Source organism: Mesorhizobium sp. B2-8-3 (genome assembly GCF_006440815.1).
Lineage (GTDB): Bacteria > Pseudomonadota > Alphaproteobacteria > Rhizobiales > Rhizobiaceae > Mesorhizobium.
The window spans coordinates 71508-89184 of record NZ_VFTW01000002.1 but is presented as its reverse complement, the minus strand read 5'-3'; the positions used below and the strand labels follow the sequence as shown (position 1 = coordinate 89184).

Annotated in this window: 16 protein-coding genes; 6 read left to right on the top strand and 10 right to left on the bottom strand. The window is 64.8% G+C overall.

Annotation, left to right across the window (positions count from 1 at the left end; genetic code table 11):
* Nucleotides 1-14 precede the first annotated feature (14 nt).
* From FJ418_RS03385 to FJ418_RS03375, 3 genes are all read right to left on the bottom strand, one after another.
* Complete coding sequence (locus tag FJ418_RS03385) at nt 15-749, bottom strand: SDR family oxidoreductase (protein WP_140643150.1); 735 nt, start codon at nt 747-749, stop codon at nt 15-17.
* A 25-nt stretch (nt 750-774) separates the two neighbouring features.
* Nucleotides 775-1545 (bottom strand): fumarylacetoacetate hydrolase family protein, encoded by a 771-nt coding sequence (locus tag FJ418_RS03380; RefSeq protein WP_140863579.1) that lies wholly within the window; start codon nt 1543-1545, stop codon nt 775-777.
* A gap of 161 nt (nt 1546-1706) precedes the next feature.
* A complete protein-coding gene (locus FJ418_RS03375; RefSeq protein ID WP_140863577.1) occupies nt 1707-2156 on the bottom strand; it encodes an Lrp/AsnC family transcriptional regulator in 450 nt (149 codons plus the stop codon).
* Nucleotides 2157-2283: 127 nt separating this feature from the next.
* Here FJ418_RS03375 and FJ418_RS03370 point away from each other — a divergent pair, with 127 nt between their 5' ends.
* From FJ418_RS03370 to FJ418_RS03345, 6 genes are all read left to right on the top strand, one after another.
* The gene (locus FJ418_RS03370) at nt 2284-2604 is read left to right on the top strand and encodes a DUF1330 domain-containing protein (RefSeq protein ID WP_181166822.1); all 321 of its coding nucleotides are present in this window, start codon (nt 2284-2286) and stop codon (nt 2602-2604) included.
* A 669-nt stretch (nt 2605-3273) separates the two neighbouring features.
* The gene (locus FJ418_RS03365; protein ID WP_140659176.1) at nt 3274-4527 is read left to right on the top strand and encodes a sarcosine oxidase subunit beta family protein; all 1254 of its coding nucleotides are present in this window, start codon (nt 3274-3276) and stop codon (nt 4525-4527) included.
* 13 nt (nt 4528-4540) lie between these two features.
* The gene (locus FJ418_RS03360; protein ID WP_140706143.1) at nt 4541-4810 is read left to right on the top strand and encodes a sarcosine oxidase subunit delta; all 270 of its coding nucleotides are present in this window, start codon (nt 4541-4543) and stop codon (nt 4808-4810) included.
* On the top strand, nt 4807-7686 hold the full coding sequence (locus FJ418_RS03355) for a sarcosine oxidase subunit alpha family protein (RefSeq protein ID WP_140863573.1): 2880 nt from the start codon (nt 4807-4809) through the stop codon (nt 7684-7686). The genes FJ418_RS03360 and FJ418_RS03355 overlap by 4 nt, the downstream gene beginning before the upstream one ends.
* Nucleotides 7679-8203, top strand: a complete 525-nt coding sequence (locus FJ418_RS03350) for a hypothetical protein (protein ID WP_140863571.1) — start codon at nt 7679-7681, stop codon at nt 8201-8203. Before FJ418_RS03355 ends, FJ418_RS03350 begins: the two co-directional genes overlap by 8 nt.
* Nucleotides 8204-8254: 51 nt before the next feature.
* Entirely contained in the window at nt 8255-8917 is a 663-nt protein-coding gene (locus FJ418_RS03345; protein ID WP_140863568.1) for a TetR/AcrR family transcriptional regulator, read from the top strand.
* A gap of 24 nt (nt 8918-8941) precedes the next feature.
* Here the strand turns inward: FJ418_RS03345 and FJ418_RS03340 are convergent, their stop codons facing one another.
* From FJ418_RS03340 to FJ418_RS03310, 7 genes are all read right to left on the bottom strand, one after another.
* Entirely contained in the window at nt 8942-10969 is a 2028-nt protein-coding gene (locus FJ418_RS03340) for a CocE/NonD family hydrolase (protein ID WP_140863566.1), read from the bottom strand.
* Nucleotides 10970-10983: 14 nt separating this feature from the next.
* A complete protein-coding gene (locus FJ418_RS03335) occupies nt 10984-11994 on the bottom strand; it encodes an ABC transporter ATP-binding protein (RefSeq protein WP_140863564.1) in 1011 nt (336 codons plus the stop codon).
* A complete protein-coding gene (locus FJ418_RS03330; RefSeq protein ID WP_140863562.1) occupies nt 11991-12971 on the bottom strand; it encodes an ABC transporter ATP-binding protein in 981 nt (326 codons plus the stop codon). The genes FJ418_RS03335 and FJ418_RS03330 overlap by 4 nt, the downstream gene beginning before the upstream one ends.
* Nucleotides 12968-13795 (bottom strand): ABC transporter permease, encoded by an 828-nt coding sequence (locus tag FJ418_RS03325; RefSeq protein ID WP_226892000.1) that lies wholly within the window; start codon nt 13793-13795, stop codon nt 12968-12970. The genes FJ418_RS03330 and FJ418_RS03325 overlap by 4 nt, the downstream gene beginning before the upstream one ends.
* Before the next feature lie 37 nt (nt 13796-13832).
* Nucleotides 13833-14780, bottom strand: coding sequence for an ABC transporter permease (locus FJ418_RS03320; RefSeq protein WP_140643122.1), 948 nt, complete (start codon nt 14778-14780; stop codon nt 13833-13835).
* 50 nt (nt 14781-14830) lie between these two features.
* Nucleotides 14831-16390 carry an ABC transporter substrate-binding protein gene (locus tag FJ418_RS03315; RefSeq protein WP_140863560.1) on the bottom strand — a complete coding sequence of 520 codons (1560 nt, stop codon included), beginning with the start codon at nt 16388-16390 and terminating at the stop codon, nt 14831-14833.
* Between the two features lie 183 nt (nt 16391-16573).
* On the bottom strand, nt 16574-17566 hold the full coding sequence (locus FJ418_RS03310; protein ID WP_140659185.1) for a membrane dipeptidase: 993 nt from the start codon (nt 17564-17566) through the stop codon (nt 16574-16576).
* Nucleotides 17567-17677: the final 111 nt, after the last annotated feature.

Genomic DNA, 17677 nt, shown 5'->3' with positions numbered 1-17677 from the left:
GAGTGAAGCCGCCCTCAGATGGACCAGAGCGCGCCGCCGTCGCAGGCGACGGCCTGGCCGGTGATGTAGGAGGCGCGGTCGGAGGCGAGGAAGGCTGCCAGCGCCGCGAACTCTTCGGGACGGCCGATGCGCTTGGCGGGTATGGCCTGGCTCACCTTTTCCAGGTCGAGCTTCGCATCCGCCAGTCTCTCGGTCAGCGTATAACCCGGCATCAGCGCGTTGAAGGTGATGCCGTTGGCTCCCTCTTCCTTGCTCAGCGTGTTGATCAGCCCGTGGATGCCGGCGCGCAGCGAGTTGGAGAGCGCGAAGCGGTTGATCGGCTCCTTCGCGGCGATGGAGGTCACGAACAGCACGCGGCCCCATTTCTTCTCGCGCATCGAAGGCAGCACCGCCCGCACGATCTCCACCGCGCTCATGAACAGGTTGTCGAAGGCGGCGCGCCATTGCTCGATCGTGATCTCGTCGAAGGGCGCGGTGGGCGGGCCGCCGGTGTTGACCACCACGATGTCCGGCGCGCCCAGCGTCGCCTTGGCCCGCTCTACAAGTTCCGTCGCCGCGCCCGGCTTCGCGAGGTCGCAGACGAGCGCCGTCGCGCCGATCTCGCGGGCGGTCTGCTCCAGCGCCGCCGCGGTGCGGGCGCAGATCGCCACGCGCGCGCCTTCGTCCAGCAATTCCTTGGCCACGGCGCGGCCTAATCCTTTCGAAGCGCCCAGCACGAGCGCGTTCCTGCCCTTCAATCCAAGATCCATCCGTCCTCTCCGATAATGCCGCGCCTCAGGCGCCGCTGACCTCGACGCTGCCAAGACCGGCAATGTCGAACCGATAGGAAAAAGCCTTGTCGGGGAAACGCGTGCGCACGATGCTGCCCGTCATGACGATGTCGCCCGCCTTCATGCCCCTGCCGGAAGCGCTGAGATGGTCGGCCAGCCAGGCCAGCGGCTCATAGGGGTGACCGAGCGCATCGGCGCCGACCCCTCTGCCGATCTCGGCGCCGTCCTGGTAGACGATCGCCTCGACTTTCTCCAGCGCTGCGGGCGGAGCGACGAAATTGCCCAGCACCACGCCGGCGTTCCAGGAATTGTCGGCGACCAGCGAGCGCACGTCCAGCACAGAATAATCGGCATGGCGATCGTCCACCACCTCGACCGCCGGGCAGACGCCGTCGACCGCCGCGGCGACCTCGTCGCGCGTATAGGGCGCGGCGCGCGGCACGAGATCGCGGCCGAGCCGGGCGCAGATCTCGAATTCCAGGCCGAGATGGCCGTAGCCGCTCAGCGAGAGCTTTGCTCCGCTATGCATCACCCGCCGCCCGAAAACGGCGCCGGCAACAGGGTGGTCGATCCCGCACATGCTCTGCATGCTGTGCGAGGTCAAGCCGATCTTGTAGCCGGCTATGCGGTCGTCGCCGATGATCGCCCCGACATAGGCATCCTGCACCTTGTAGGCGGATACAAGATCCGACAATCCCTCGATCGTCGCGAACTGCGTGTTGTCCTGATGGCCGCGCACCAGCGCTTGTGCGGCACCAACAATATCGAACGCCATATCAATCTCTCCATTCCCGTCCGACAACTCGCTCGCGATTGCCGGACAAATTCGTCGTGAGCCCCAGACCACCTAAGGGGTTTTCGGCATCGGGATTTCCCGACTTCGTTCCGATTCATGTCGTTATCCGGGAACCGCTGCACACTTCTGGGCGACATGCATCAGAGATTGGTCTCGTCGGGGTTGAGCACCACCATAGTCGACGTCTCGGCCACCGATGGGATCGATTGCAGCACGTTGCTGATGAATTCGCGAAGCGCCGTGATGTCCTTCACCCATACCCGCAGCAGGTAGTCGATATTTCCCGTCACGAGCAGGCATTCGGTAATCTCCGGGTGTTTCGCCACTTCGTTGAGAAACAAGCCGGCTCCTTCCGGGCCTTGCTGCCCCAGGCGCACGGAAACCATCACGCAGACGCCGAGGCCCAGCGCCGCCGGATCGATCCGCGCCGCATACCCCTGGATCACGCCCGTCTCTTCGAGCCTCTTCAGCCGGCGCGCGCAGGGCGTGGGCGAAAGGCCGACGCGCTCGGCCAGCTCCACCGTCGAGATGCGGCCGTCCTGCCGCAACTCGCGCAGGATGCGATGGTCGATGCCGTCCAGTTCGATCATGACGCTTTCAGCTAAAATTTCCGCCAATCTTGGTGATTATGCGCGAAAAGTTGGCGATGACAAACGAAATTTATCGTGAATGCGCTTCGATAAAGCGATAAGCTCGATCGAAAATAAGGAAGAGGCCATGGCCGCTTATATGATCTGCACGATGAGGGTCCACGACCCCGAAACCTACAAGAAGTACACCGCGCTCACCCCTGCCACGTTGAAGAAGTATGGCGGGAAGTTCCTGACGCGGGGCGATCCGGTGACCACATGCGAGGGTGAGACTTTCACCGATCGGATGGTCATCCTCGAATTTCCGGACGAGGCCACGGCCCAGAAATGGTACAATGACACCGACTATCAGGCGGCGTCGAAATTCCGCCGCGCCTCTTCCGATCGCGGACGGATGATCCTGCAGCAGGGACGCGGCGAAAGTACCGCTCCCGACCCGCTCGTCTGAGCGGGCCAAGCCGTTGAGCCGGCAAAGTTCGTCCTTAATGCATGTCGCCCAGAAGTGTGCAGCGGTTCTGGGACAACGACATGCATAAAAACAAAAACTTAGAGCGCGGTCCGGGGAACGCATCTTGCGATCCCCGGAAAAGTTCATGCTACAAACGTGAGCGGGACAGTGCGAGTTTTCCTTGAAACGCCGACCCGCTTCAGGTCGAACTTGCGAGGCAGAATTTGGCTCGTTGGAGGCCGGTCATGAGGGCCGAGGATTTGCAGGTCGCGCGGGAAGCGTATGAGAATTATGCGGAATTCTACCGCAAATCTTCCTACTCCGCCTTTCCCCAGCAGCATCGCACCATCCAGGGCACCGTGAGTGTCGGGGCGCCAAGTTAAAGCGGTCCAGCTTGCAGGGAACACTGCTTACGAAGGCTTTCGGCGCTTATCGGTCTCGGTGGACCAATGCCCAAAATCTGTGAAACGCGCGAAAAGCGAGCTCATAGCTTTGAATGGACACAGGTGTACATTCACGCTAAGTGTGTGCTTGGCGCTGCTTTGCGGTGTTTGGCACCAACGGCAGGTATCTTAAGAGGCGATCGATGCACATGTTCGAGCTGGGGGCCCGGCGACCAAGCCCTTGCGGTGGAGCGACGTCACTGGCCTCTGACGGCGGTTTGGGCGCATGACGAGGCAGTACTCGGCGCTTTCGCTCTTCAAGGAGGGCATCGCCGGTCAGACCGGTTGGGAAAAGGCCTGGCGCTCTCCTGATCCGAAACCGCGCTACGACGCGATCATAGTCGGCGGCGGCGGGCACGGCCTCGCCACCGCCTACTATCTCGCCAAAAATCACGGCGTCACCAACATCGCGCTCTTGGAGAAGGGCTGGATCGGAGGCGGCAATACCGGCCGCAACACGACGGTGGTGCGTTCGAACTACTTCTACCCGGAAAGCGCGGCGATCTACGGGCTGGCCCATAGCCTCTACAAAAGCCTTTCGACAGACCTGAACTACAATGTGATGTTTTCCGCGCGCGGCATCCTCACGCTAGCGCACAGCGAATCCGCAATGGAAACCGCCGCGCGGTCGGTCAACGCCATTCAGGTCAATGGCATCGATTGCGAGTTGTTCTCGGTCGAGGACGTGCGTCGCGTCGTGCCGATCTACAATTTCAGCCCGGACACACGCTTCCCCGTCTATGGCGGCACCTGGCAGCCAAGCGGCGGCACCGCCCGCCATGACGCTGTCGCCTGGGGCTACGCCCGCGCGGCGAGCCGTCTCGGTGTCGACATCATCCAGAATTGCGAGATTTCCGATTTCATCATCGAGAATGGGCGCTGCCGCGGCGTTGTCACCTCGCGCGGCGCAATCCGGGCCGAGCGTACAGGCATGGCGGTGGCCGGCCATTCGTCGGTGCTGGCGGCGAAGGCGGGCTTCCGGCTGCCGGTCAATTCCTATGCGCTGCAGGCCTGCGTGTCCGAACCGGTCAAGCCGATCATCGACACGGTGGTGATCTCGCCCGACACCGGCGTCTATGTCAGCCAGTCGGACAAGGGCGAACTGGTGATCGGCGGCGCGCTCGACCGCATCCCGTCCTATGGCCAGCGCGGCAACCTGCCGGTGCTGGAAAGCGTGATCGCCGGCATGCTCGAAATGTATCCGATCTTCGGCCAGCTGAAGATGATGCGGCAATGGGCCGGCATCGTCGACGTCGTCCCGGATTCCTCGCCCATCATCGGCGAGTCGCCGCTACCCGGCCTTTTCCTCAATTGCGGCTGGGGCACGGGCGGCTTCAAGGCTATTCCCGCAGGCGGCACCCTGCTTGCCCATCTGCTTGCCACCGGCAGGCATCACGACATCAGCCGGCCCTTCGATCTCGACCGCTTCGCCCGCGGCCGCTTGATCGACGAAGCGGCCGGCTCCGGCATTGCCCATTGAAGGTGTAGAAAAGATGCAGCTCTTTCCCTGTCCGTTCTGCGGGCCGCGCGAAGAAAGCGAATTCCACTATGGCGGCGAGGCCGGCAATCTCCGGCCCGACGGCAGCGACGTGACCGCGGAGCGCTGGGCCGGTTATCTCCACATGCGCGACAATCCGAAGGGGCCGACGCGAGAGATCTGGGTGCATATGACATGCGGCGAGTTCTTCGCGATGAGCCGCGACAGCGTCAATCACAAGGTGTCGGGCTCTTCCGTGCTCGGCGAAGCGGAGCACGGCGCATGAGCGCTTCCCGTCTCACCACCGACGGCAGGGACATCGACCGCGACCGCCCGTTGAGCTTCACCTTCGACGGCAGGCGCGTCGAGGGTTTTGTAGGCGACACGATCGCCTCCGCCTTGCTCGCGAGCGGCCAGGCCGTGGTCGGCCGCAGCTTCAAATACCATAGGCCGCGCGGCATCTGGGGCTCCGGCGTCGAGGAGCCCAACGCATTGGTCGATGTCGAGAGCGCCGTCGGCCGCGTGCCGAATGCGCGCGCGACGACCGTGCAGGCCGTCGACGGCATCAAGGTCAAGAGCGTCAACGCTTCGCCGACGGCCGAGACCGACCGCAACGCCGTTCTGGATCGCTTCGCCCGCTTCCTGCCCGCCGCCTTCTACTACAAGACCTTCATGTGGCCGGACTGGCACCTGTTCGAGCCGCGCATCCGCGCCATGGCCGGACTTGGCGTCGTCGATCCGGACTGGAAGCCGCGTCAGGTCTCGGACCAGGTCAACCATCATTGCGACGTTCTGGTGGTCGGCGCCGGGCCCGCAGGCCTTGCCGCAGCAGCCAGCGCGGCGGCGGCCGGGCACTCGGTCGTCCTGGTCGACGACAAGACGCATCCCGGCGGGTCGCTGCGTCATCGCGCCGGCGAGGTCGATGGCGTCGAGGGCAAGGCGTGGGTCGACGCGACAGTCGCCAGGCTGAAGAGCGATGGCCAGCTCGTGCTCAGCGATACGACCGCTTTCGGCCTTTACGACCACAATCTGGTCGCGCTCAACCAGCGCCACTCCGACGGCAGGCCGGACACGCTTTGGCGCGTGCGGCTCCGCCGCATCGTGCTGGCGACAGGCGCGATCGAACGGCCCGTGCCGTTCGCCAACAACGACCTTCCGGGAATCCTCTCCGCCGACGCGGCGCTCAGCTATCTGCGCCGGCATGGCGTGCTTGTCGGCCGGGAAATCGTGGTCGCGACCAACAACGACAGCGCCTATGAACCCGCCTCCGCGCTCGCCGCTGCCGGCGCTTCGGTGACGGTGGTCGACTGCCGGCGCGATGGCGGCGCGCAAGGAAGAGCCGATATCCGAGTCGTGGCTGAGCGCACGATCACGGCGGCGCGCGGGCGCAACGCCGTCCAGGGAGTCCTGCTGGACGACGGCACGACGCTTGCCGCCGATTGCGTTCTCGTCTCCGGCGGCTGGACACCCACCGTGCACCTGTTCTCGCAGGCGAAAGGCAAGCTCGCCTGGAGCGACCAACTTGCGGCCTTCATTCCCGGCGAAGCCGTCGACGGGATTGGCGTCGCCGGCGCCGTGGCCGGCACGGTCTCGCTTTCGGATGCCTTGGCCAACGGCGCCGCGGCTCCCGGCGACTTCGGTTCGTCGACGCCGGCGCCTCGCGGCACGGGGGCGGAAGCATCGCTCGGCGTCGTCAGCCTGTGGCCGAAACCCAAGGCAAAGGGTCGCGTCTGGATCGACTATCAAAGCGACGTCACCGCAAAGGATGTCGAGCTCGCGGCGCGGGAGAACTTCGTCTCCGTCGAGCACCTGAAGCGCTACACCACGCTCGGCATGGCGACCGACCAGGGCAAGACCTCGAACCTGAACGGTCTTGCGCTGCTGGCTGACATTACTGGGCGCGGCATTGCGGAAGTCGGCACCACGACCTACCGGCCGCCATTCACGCCTGTCCCCTTCGCCAGCCTTGCGGGAGCGCGCCGGGGCAGCATGCACGCTCCGGTCCGCCGGCTGCCGCTGGAGGCGAACCATCGCGCCGCCGGTGGGGTGTTCCAGGAATATGGCGGCTGGCTGAGGCCTGCCTATTATGGCGGCGGTGAAGCCGGCGCCTCGATCCAGGACGAGGCGCGGCGGGCCCGGCAATCCGTGGCGCTCTTCGACGGTTCGACGCTGGGCAAGATCGAGGTGATCGGCCCGCGCGCGGCCGAGTTTGTCGACTTCATCTATTACAACACTATGTCGACCCTGAAGCCGGGCCATTGCCGCTACGGCTTCATGCTGTCGGAAAATGGCGTCGTCTTCGATGACGGCGTCCTGGTCCGCCTGGACGAGCATCGCTTCATCGTGTCCTGTTCGTCCTCGCATGTCGCCGCGGTCCACGCGCGCCTCGAGGAATGGCGGCAGGACCGCTTCGGCCGCGACGCGGTCTATATCCACAATGCCACCGCGCACTACGCCACCTTGACCGTTTCGGGTCCGAACGCGCGCCAGGTCGTGGAAGCGCTCGATCTGGGCGTAGCATTTGACGATGCCAGCCTGCCGCATATGGCCGTCGCCGCCGGCCGCTTTGCCGGCGATGAGGTGCGCATCGCCCGGGTCTCCTTCACCGGCGACCGCAGCTACGAGATCTCCATCCGCGCCGACCGGGCGGAGGCGCTGTGGGCGAGGATGCAGCAGGAGGGCCGCGCCTTCGACGCCGTTCTGCTGGGACTTGAATCGCTGATGATCCTGCGCGCCGAGAAGGGATACATCGTCATCGGCAAGGACACCGACGGAACCACCATGCCGCACGATCTGGGCGTCGCCGGACCGCGGACCAAGCGCGCCAACGAGTTCGTCGGCCGGCGCTCGCTTTTCACCGAAGCCGGCAACGGCATGGACCGCAACCAGCTCGTCGGCCTTGCGCTGCGCCAAGGCGAGGCGCCGCTGGCGACCGGCGCGCATGGCGTGGAGAAGCGCGAGGGCCGGCTCAGGAGCATCGGTTTCGTCACCTCCAGCTATCAGAGCCCGACCCTGGGACGTCCTGTCGCCCTGGCGCTCATCGAACGGGGCGCGGCGCGGCACGGCGAAACGATCGACGTTCAACATCTGGGTATCGTGCGACAGGCGATGATCGTCGCGCCTTGCGCCTTCGATCCGGAAGGGAGCCGGCTCCATGCGTAACCTTGCCGAAAAGTGGCCGGCGGCGCCCGACTGGGCCACCGCTACGCTCAGCAAAAGCAGCGTCGGCATGCGAACGTTTGGCGGGCTGAACCAGCTTCTGGTCAGCGGCGACCTCGCCGCCTGGTCGAAGGCTTCGGGGCTTGCTGGCGAGGGCTTCGGCGCCGGCGCAATTGCCAGTGGCGACAGATACATGGTGCGGATCGCGCGCGACCGCGTTCTTGCGGTCGCGGAGCAGCCGTTCCCCATTGCGGCCGGCTGGCACGCGGCCGGTTTCGCGGTGACGGCCATGGATGCCGGACTGCATGTCTTCGAGATCGAGGGGCCGAACCTGGATCGCCTGATCGCCAGGGGCACCGCGCTCGATCCCGGAGCGGCAAGCCGCTCGGCTTCGATCCTTTTTGCCGGCGTCGGCGTTCTCTTCTACCGGTTCGGGAATCCCCATCGGGCGCGTCTCCACGTCGACCGGGGCCTTGCCCCGTATCTTTGGGAGTGGCTTGGACAAGTGCAAGTATTGTAGCGTGGTGGTTTCAGGTCTATCTAGCCGGCGTTCAAACTTGGCCGGTCCGCTATGTTCTCCGATTCCAGTGCTGATGAAGTCGTGCGGCGGTCCGGTCTGATCGGCAACACCAAGGTGACGCGCGAGGACTGGATGAACCTCGCGCTGGAGACGTTGATCTCCGAGGGCGTGGAGGCGGTGCGCGTGCTGGCGCTCGGGCAGAAGCTCAACGTCTCACGTTCCAGTTTCTACTGGTACTTCAAGAGCCGCCAGGACCTGCTCGACCAGCTGCTGGATTACTGGCGCAACAACAACACCCGTTTCATCGTCGAGCAGGCCGGCCGGCCGGCCGCGTCGATCACGCAAGCCGTGCTCAATGTCTTCGAGTGCTGGCTGGACGAAACGCTCTTCAATCCGCGACTGGACTTCGCCGTGCGCGCCTGGTCGCGCCAGTCGGCCGACGTGCACCGGGTCGTGAACGAGGAGGACGACGCGCGCGTCGAAGCCATCCGGGCGATGTTTTCGCGGCATGGCTATGAAGCCACCGAAGCGTTCGTGCGGGCGCGCGTGCTGTACTTCACGCAGATCGGCTATTACTCGCTCGAGATCGTCGAACCGGTAAGCAACCGTCTCTTCCTGACGCCGGCCTACCTGCTCACGCACACGGGCGAAGCTCCTCGCGAAGGAGAGGTGGAGTCCTTCGCCAAAAAGATGCTGCCGAGACGTCCCGGCTGAGCAGTCCTGCCATCCACGATCGCATCAATTCAGATCGCGTGGAAACTCCTTGACCTCTTCGCGGTCGACCACGACCTCGTCGCCGGCGCGTGCGATGAGATGCGTTTCCATGCGCCAGACATCGTGCAGCGCGCGCACCGTGGCGGAGACCGAAACGCCGGCGCTCCAGTCGCCGCGCGAATAGGTCTTGTCCCACGTCACGGTCCCGCGCGCCGAGTTCGGATCGTCCGGATGGACGACGAAGATCTCGGTCTGTCTCTGCGACAGGGTCATGCCGGTGGGTGGATGGCGCACCGTTCCGGCGTCGATGACGACCGTATAGCTCGTCTCGCCGGTGATCTGGTCCGTGGTCACCTCGCGCCGGAAAGGCTCGCCCGCCTTGATCGCTTCCTGCGCCATCGGCGTGGCGCTTTCCGGTCCCTCGAATTCCGGGAGTGTCTTGTCGAGCGGCTGCGGCTTGCGCACCGGCAGGAATAGCCTGCTGCCGGCGCAATGGATCGACAGCGTCGCCTTCTCCGGTCCCGGAAAGACGATCGGCCAATGCGCCGTTGCAACGGCAAGCCGGATGCGCTGGCCCTTCTCGAAGCGCTGGCCGCAGCAGCGCAATTTGAAGCGCACCGTTTCGGCCTTGCCTGGCGTCATCGGTGCCAATTCGAGATCGCCATGCCGATGCGTGAGGTTGAGGATGCCGTAGCTGACGCGCGAGGCCGCGCCGTCTTCAAGCACGAGCGACAGCGTGGCCGAGATCAGCGCGACCGGCTTGTCCGAGGCGAGCTTCACCTCGAATTCCGGGAAGCCGAGGATCTCCACGGCTTCCTCAAGAGGATCGGTTTCGAAGACGAGCGCGTTGCCGGCTTCCATGCGCTGGTCGACCGGCAAGGTCGGCAGGACGCCGTAGCCGCACCACGCGCCGGACGAGAGCCCCGCCGTCGAGGGCGAGCGGATTGTCAGCACGTCGTCGCTGCCCGCGCCCTCGGCAAGACGGCCGGGTGACAAGGCGAGCGCGCGCTCGCCGATGCCGGGTCCCGGCCATGACGGCTCGGCAACCCAGCGGCCTGGGCGCTCCTCATAGATGGCGGCCGGCGGCGCCGGCTCCTGCATCCAGGCGCGCAGCATGGGTTCGTCGGCGATGCCGGTGTCGATGCCCTTGAGATACTGGTCCCACCAGCGCAGGCATTCCTGGAGGAAGCCCATGCGCGGGCCCGGCATGGCGAAGTGCGGGTATTTGTGGCCCCAGGGGCCGATCAGTCCCTTGCGGACACCCGGCAAGTTTTCAAGCATGCGGAAGATCGGGTTCGGATAGCCGTCCGCCCAACCGCCGACGGCGTAGACCGGGATTTCGACGTCGGAATAATCCTCGCAGATCGAGCCGTGCTTGTAGAAGTCGTCGCGGCGCTGGTGCTCGAACCAGTCCTGCATCCAGATGCCGTTGCCGTCGAGGCGACCCTCCCACATCTCGCGCCAGCGGTCGCCGACGATCAGCGGGTCGGGAGGCGTCATGGCGATCGCCCAGGCCGTGGTGCCCCATATCAGATTGTCGCACATTTGCGCGCCGCCGAGATAATGGACGTCATCGTTGTAACGGTCGTCGGTGGAGCAGAGCGAGATGACCGCCTTCAGCGCCGGCGGGCGGCGGGCGGCGACCTGGAGTCCGTTGAAGCCGCCCCAGCTGATGCCGATCATGCCGACCCCGCCCGAGCACCAGGGCTGCTTCGCCAGCCATTCGATGACGACGAGACAATCGTCCTGTTCCTGCTTCAGATATTCGCCCTTGCAGACGCCTTCGCTGTCGCCGGTGCCGCGCATGTCGACACGCACGCCGGCATAGCCGTGGCCGGCGAAATAGGGATGGGTGAGCGCATCGCGCTCCACCGTCCCGTCGCGCTTGCGGTAGGGCAGGTATTCGAGGATGGCCGGCACCGGATCGGCTTCGGCGTCCTGCGGGAGCCAGATGCGTGCGGCGAGCTTCACGCCGTCCGGCATCGGGATCCACAGGTTTTCGATCTCGCGGACCTTGCGCGGGAAATCGGTGACCACGCGGATGTCTTTCATCGGACGGACCTTCTTTAACTTGCGGCGATTGCCTCGACGGCGCTCGGGCCGGCATTGAGCGGGAAGTGACAGGTGAGCCGGCTCGAGCCGACCGCGGACAGGGCAGGCGCCTGCGTTGTGCAGATGTCTTGCGCGAACGGGCAGCGTGTGTGGAACTCACAGCCCAAAGGCCTGTCGAGCAGTGACGGCACTTCGGCCGGCAGCGCGATGCGGTTATGCACCTTGTCCGGATCAGGCTCGGGGTTCGCGGACAGCAGTGCCGCCGTGTAGGGATGATGCGGCGCCCGGAAAATCGCCTCGGTCTCGCCTTCCTCGACAAAGCGCCCGAGATACATCACCGCCATCCGGTCGGCGATCTGGCGCACGACATGCAGATTGTGCGTGATGATGAGCATCGACAGGCCCATGCGGTCGCGCAGGTCGTTGAGCAGGTTGAGCACCTCGCCCTGGATCGATACGTCGAGCCCGGCTGTCGGTTCGTCGGCGATGATCAGCACCGGGTCGAGCGCGACGGCCCTTGCGACGCCGACCCGGCGCGCCTGGCCGCCGGAGAGCTGGTGCGGATAGCGCTCGGCGAAATCGCGCGGAAGCCCGACCAGGGCGAGCAGGCGTTCCACCTCGGCTTCGAGGCTGCGGCCGGACAGGCCGTGGATGGCGAACGGCTCCGCCAGCAGCGAACGGACGCTGAGGCGCGGCGACAGCGAGCCGACCGGGTCCTGGAACATCATCGACATCTTGCGCCGCAGCGGCTTCCATTCCGCCTTGGTTAGCTCGTTCAGCTCTCGGCCCTCGAAGCGGACCGAACCGCCAGCCGCCGCTTGCAGGCCGTTCACGGCGCGCGCGAGCGTGGTCTTGCCCGATCCGGACTCGCCGACCAGCGCTAGCGTCTGGCCGCGCTCCAGCGTGAAGCCGACACCGGCGACGGCCTCGATCTCCGTCCGCCGGCCGGCCAACGCGCTCATCATGCCGCCGACGCGGAAGCGCACGCGAAGATCGGAAACGGAAAGCAGAGGTTCTGTCGTCATGCGGCCGCTCCGGCCGTCTCATCGGTGTGCCAGCATCGCGCGACGTGCGACGCGCTCAGCGCGGTATCGGGCGGCATCGCGAAGCAGACATCGTCCGCGAGCTCGCAGCGTGCCTGGAAAACGCAACCCTTGGGGCGGTTACGCAGGTCCGGCAGCGTGCCGGGAATGGTGGGCAGCCGCGGCTCGCGCCGCGAGAGCCTTGCCGGATCGCAGGAGAGCAGCTTCTTCGTGTAGGGATGTCGCGGGTTGTGGAAGATGTCGCGGGTCGAGCCGCGTTCGACCACTTCGCCGGCATACATGACGATCATCTCGTCGCACAGTTCCGCGACGACGCCGAGATGATGCGAGATGAACAGCACGGAGCAGCCGATCTGCTTCTGCAAGTCCTTGAGCAACTCGATGATGGCGACTTCGAGCGTGGCGTCGAGAGCCGTTGTCGGCTCGTCGGCGATCAGCAGCGAGGGTTGCATCAGCAGCGCCATGGCGATCGCGATGCGCTGCTTCATGCCGCCCGAGAATTCGTGCGGAAACTGCGCCAGCCGGCGCTCAGGATCGGGAATCCGGACCTTGCGCAGCATCTCGATGGAGAGCGCGTCCTTCGCCTTGCGCGACAGTCCGGAGCGGTACTGGATGTCGCGCATCTGCTTGCCCACGGAAAGCACCGGGTTCAGCGCCCCCATCGGGTCCTGGAAGACGGTTGCGATCTTCTGGCCGCGCAACGCCCGCATGCCTGTGCCGTCGAGACGGACGAGATCGCTTTTGCCCTCGAACAGAATCTGGCCCGACGTGACCCTGCCGTTGTCTGCGAGCAGGCCGAGAATGGCGTTGATCAATGTCGATTTTCCGCAACCCGACTCGCCGACGACGCCGACGATCCGGTTCGTCGGCACCTCCAGGCTCACCTTGCGCAGCGCCTGCAGCGTGCCGGCTTCGGTGGCGAAGTCGACGCTGAGGTCCTTGACGTCGAGGACGGTCATCCGCGCCTCTTCAGCCGGGGGTCGAAAACGTCGCGCAGGGTCTCGCCGAGGAAGGTGAAGCCGAGCGTTGTGAGGATGATCGGCAGGCCGCCCGCGACCACGATCCAGTATGAATCGCGGATGTTGACGAAGCCGTCGTTCAGGATCGCGCCCCAGCTTGGCAGAGGCGGTCTGACGCCGAGGCCGAGGAAGCTCAGACCGGCCTCGATCGCCACGACGACCGGGATGTCCATCGACGCGAGGATGAGGATGGGGCCGATGACGTTGGGCAATATGTGGACGGTGAGAATACGCGCGGTGCTTGCGCCCATCGAGCGCGCCGCCATCACATGTTCAGCGGACTTCAGCACGAGCGTCTGTGTCCTGATGATGCGGGCATAGCCGGGCACGTTGACCAGGACGACCACGATCAGCACCGCAAGCAGCGAAGGTCCCGTCAGCGTCACCAGCGTAAGCGCCAGCATCACGGTCGGGAAGCTCTTGATGGCATCGAAGAGCAGGAGCATCAGATTGTCGAGCCAGCGCGGCCCGTAGCCTGCGATGAGCCCAAGCGCGATGCCGCCGATGAGCGACAGTCCGGTCGCGCCAAGCGCAATGGCCAGCGCGATGCGGCCGCCATGGAGCACACGCGAGAACAGATCGCGCCCCAGATGGTCCGTGCCGAGCAGGTGATGCAGGCTTGCGGGCGCGAAGCGCTCGGCCGGGGCGAGTTTCGTCGGTGGGTAGCTGCTGAGCACGTCGGCGAAGAGAGCCGAGAGAACGACGATCACGACCAGGGTGAGACCGAACGCGCCGAGCGGCTCGCGAACGATGCGCCGAAGCACGCGGCCGATCTTGGCGACGCGCTGCCGTGATGGCCGGTCAATTAAGACTTGTTCTGACACGAGGGTCCAACGCACCAATGAGGATGTCGGCGAGAGCGTTCACGACGACGAAGAAAACGGTCGTCACCAGAACGGCGCCGGTGACGACCGGATAATTGCGTACCGAGATCGCCTCGTAGACCAGCTTGCCGATGCCGGGGCGGGCGAAGACGATCTCGGCGAAGACGGCCGAAGACACCATATTGCCGATGCCGACGCCGAGCAGCGTGACGGTCGGCAGGATGGCGATACGCAAGGCATAGGAATAGGTGATGCGCCGATCCGTCAGGCCGAAAGCGCGCGCGGTGCGGATGTGGCTGGCTTCCAGCGTTTCCAGCATGGAAGCGCGCACCATGCGCGCGATGTAGCCGACCCAGCCGACGCCGATTGCGAGCGAGGGCAGGGCAAGATGCTTCAGCTGGCTGGCGAGATTGCCGGGCTCGCCGGCGCCGATGGCCGGCAGCCACTGCAGGGCGACGGCAAAGATCAGCAGGGAATAGATCGCGATGACGAAGGATGGCACCGCGATGACCGCGACCGACAGGATGCCGATGACGCGGTCGACGAAGCCGCCGCGCCGCACCGCCGCGATGCAGCCCAGCGGAATGCCGAGCAGCACCGACCATGAGATCGCGCCCGCGATCAGCGCCAGGGTGTACGGCAACTGCTCGAACACGACGTCCAGCACCGGTCGCCCGGACAGCACCTCGGTGCCGAGGTCGCCGCGCAACGCGGACAAATAGAACCGGAGGAACTGGATCCAGATCGGCTGGTCCAGCCCCATGCGGCTGCGCAACGCCTGGACCATCTCGGGCGTGGCGCGCGGTCCGAGGGCCACGGATGCCGGGTCGCCCGGGATCACATAGATCATGGCGAACAGCATCACCATCGCGACGCTCACGATGATGATGCCCAGGCCCAGCCGTTTCAGCGCATAGCGGAGCATCTCAGGAGCCGGCCATTCCGCCCCGCGCCGTGCCGTTGTCTTCCATCACGTCAGGCAGGTTTGAAGTCCGCGAAGCAAGGCTCGCCATTCGGCTTGAGCCCAGCGGCAACGCTCTTGCGGTACATCACGCCGGTGACTTCATGGGTGAGGAAGACGTAGCAGCCGCTCTCCTCCATCAGGTCCTGCATCTTCTTGTACATGACGTCGCGCTTGGCCGGGTCGAGTTCGATCTTGCCTTCGGTGACCAGCTTGTCGAATTCAGCGTTGCTGAACTGCTCCCAATTCCACTCACCTATCTGGCTGGTCGTGTACCACTCCGTCGCCCAGCTCGGATCAGGCTGCATCGAGAAGCGCGACAGCACCATCTGGAGCTTCTTGTAATAAGGGTTTTGCTTCGATCCCAGCGTCCAGAACGTGCCGCTGTCATTCTGCTTGATTTCGACGTTGATGCCGATGTCCTGCAGGTTCGCCTGCACGACCTGCGCCGCCGACAGGCGTTCCGCCTTGTTGAGGATGTCGAGCGTGACGGTGACTCCGCTGGCGCCGGCCTTGTTGACCAGCTCGCGAGCCTTGTCGGGATCGTATTCGTAGAGGTTCTTCTCGCGATGGCCGACCAGGCCGGGCGCGATGATGCCGGTGGAGGTGGCGGCGGCGCCGAAATAGGCCGCGTCCACCACGGCCTTGCGGTCGACGCCATATTGCACGGCGCGGCGCAGATCCGGATTGTCGAAGGGCGCCGCGATCTGGTTCATGCCGAGCCAGACGAAGGCCAGCGACGGCTTCTCGACCACGACGGTGTCCGCCGGCGGCGTTTCCTTCAGCCGCTTGATCGAGGACACGGCCGTCCAGGTGTAGTCGAGGTCGCCTGCCTCATAGCCAAGCTCGGCGGTCTTTTCGTCCTCGATCGGATGGACGTGGATCTCGTCGTAGCCGCCCTGCTCGTATTTCCAGTCCGGGTTGCGCACGAGCACGGTGCGCTGCTTGGGCGTCCATTCCTTGAGCAGATAGGGGCCTGACTGCGCCACGGGTTTCACACCGAGCTTGCCGCCAGCCTCGGTCACGGCGCGCTTGGACAGGATCGTGCTCGACGGCGTCGGCAAGGTCGAGGTCCACAACGGCGCGAACGCCTTGTTCAGATGGATGATGCCCGAAAGCTTGTCCTTGACCTCGACTTCCTTGAGCGTCGCCCAGTCGCCCGCATAAGGGGACTTGTTGGCGGGATCGGCGATGCGCTCGATCGAGAACTTCACGTCCTCTGCGGTCAGCTGACCGAAACCGTCGGTGAAGCCGATATTGTCGCGCAGCTTGAAGGCGATCGTGAGTGGGTCGAGCTGGTCGATCTTCTCCACAGCCATCGGCTTCCAGCCCCAGCTGTCACCGGGCGTGGCGACAACCAGGCCGGCGAAAATGACGTTGGTGATGTCGCCTTCGGGCGCGGCCAGGCGAAAGGCCGGATCCAGCGTCTGGATATCGCCGTACGAGCGCACCTTGAGGATGGAACCCGCCGCTTGCGAGCGTTTCGTCGAATAGATCAGCGAGGCAAGGCTGAGCGCGCCGGCGCCGGCCAGCACGCCGCGGCGCGTCATGTTGATGTTTGCGGTTTTGATCATGCTCTGCCCCTCTTGTTTATATTGTCCGCCGGCATCGGCCGGGCTTCGGGAGATCCTTCCAAAGGCCCCCGTTTCGATCAGCCTGCCCCGGCTATACACATATGTCTAGTGAAAAAAATGCATCCTGTGCCGTCGGACCGGACGCCTTTTATCCGCGACCGACGCGATTGCCATTTCGATCGGCTATTTCCAGATCTCGCGCGCCAGCCGCATGAAGTTGCCGCCCATGACGTCGCGAACGGTGCGTTCCGGATGGCCGCGGCGCAGCAGCACCTCGATAAGCTCCTTCGTCTGGCCCGGGCTCGAATAGGTCGTCTTGCCTTCGGGATATTCGTTCTTCGGCCAGAAATGCGGATTGCTGGAGATGATGTCCTCGATGCCTTCGACCTCGACCGGGAAAGCATAGTCGAGCCCGATGCCGACATGGCGCGGGCCGGCAAGGTCGATCAGATATTCGACGTGGTCGGCCAGCCGCTCGGAATCGGTGCGGCCCTCGCCGAGGAAGCGGTTGAGGCCCACGACGCCGATGATGCCGCCGGTACGGGCGCAAGCCTTGATCTGGTCATCGGTGATGTTGCGCCCGTGAGCGCAGAGCGCCTTCGGGTTGGAGTGCGAGAAGATCACCGGCCGGTCCGTATATTCCATCACGTCCATCGTGGTGCGATAGCCCGTATGGGTCACGTCCACGAACATGCCGAGGCGGTTCATTTCGTCGATCACCTGCCGGCCGAATGCGGTCAGACCTGTGTCCTCGTCGTGGCACCCGCCGCCGGCGAGATTGTTGCGGTTGTAGGCGAACAGCATCTGTCGCACGCCGAGGCGATGGTAGAACTCGACCATTTCGACCCGGCCGTTCAGCGCATTCATGCCTTCGATGTCGAAAGTGACCGCCAGCTTGCCTTGCGCCTTCGCGGCGAGGACTTCGTCGGCCGACGAGACGAGCGCGTAGTCGGCCGGACGCGCCAGGATCCAGTGCCGGAAACAGGCAAGCGTGGCGACTGTCTTTTCCCAGGGCAGGAGATCGAAGCCGACATCGATGGAAAGATAGTCGACGCCTGCGTCGCGCCAGATCCGCAGATTGTTCAGGTCCGCGGCTGGGTCGGGCATGAAGCCGGAATGCGCATCCCAGATGACTTCGCTCTTCAGGATCGACTGGACTTTGTCGTCAAGGTTCATCGCGTCTTTGTCCGGTTGTTACGTCGCTTCGAAATCTGCGCGTTCCAATCATGGCGGGTCAACCGCCCATCGTGCCGTCAAGGCCGCTGGCCCAATCTAATGTACACCGGT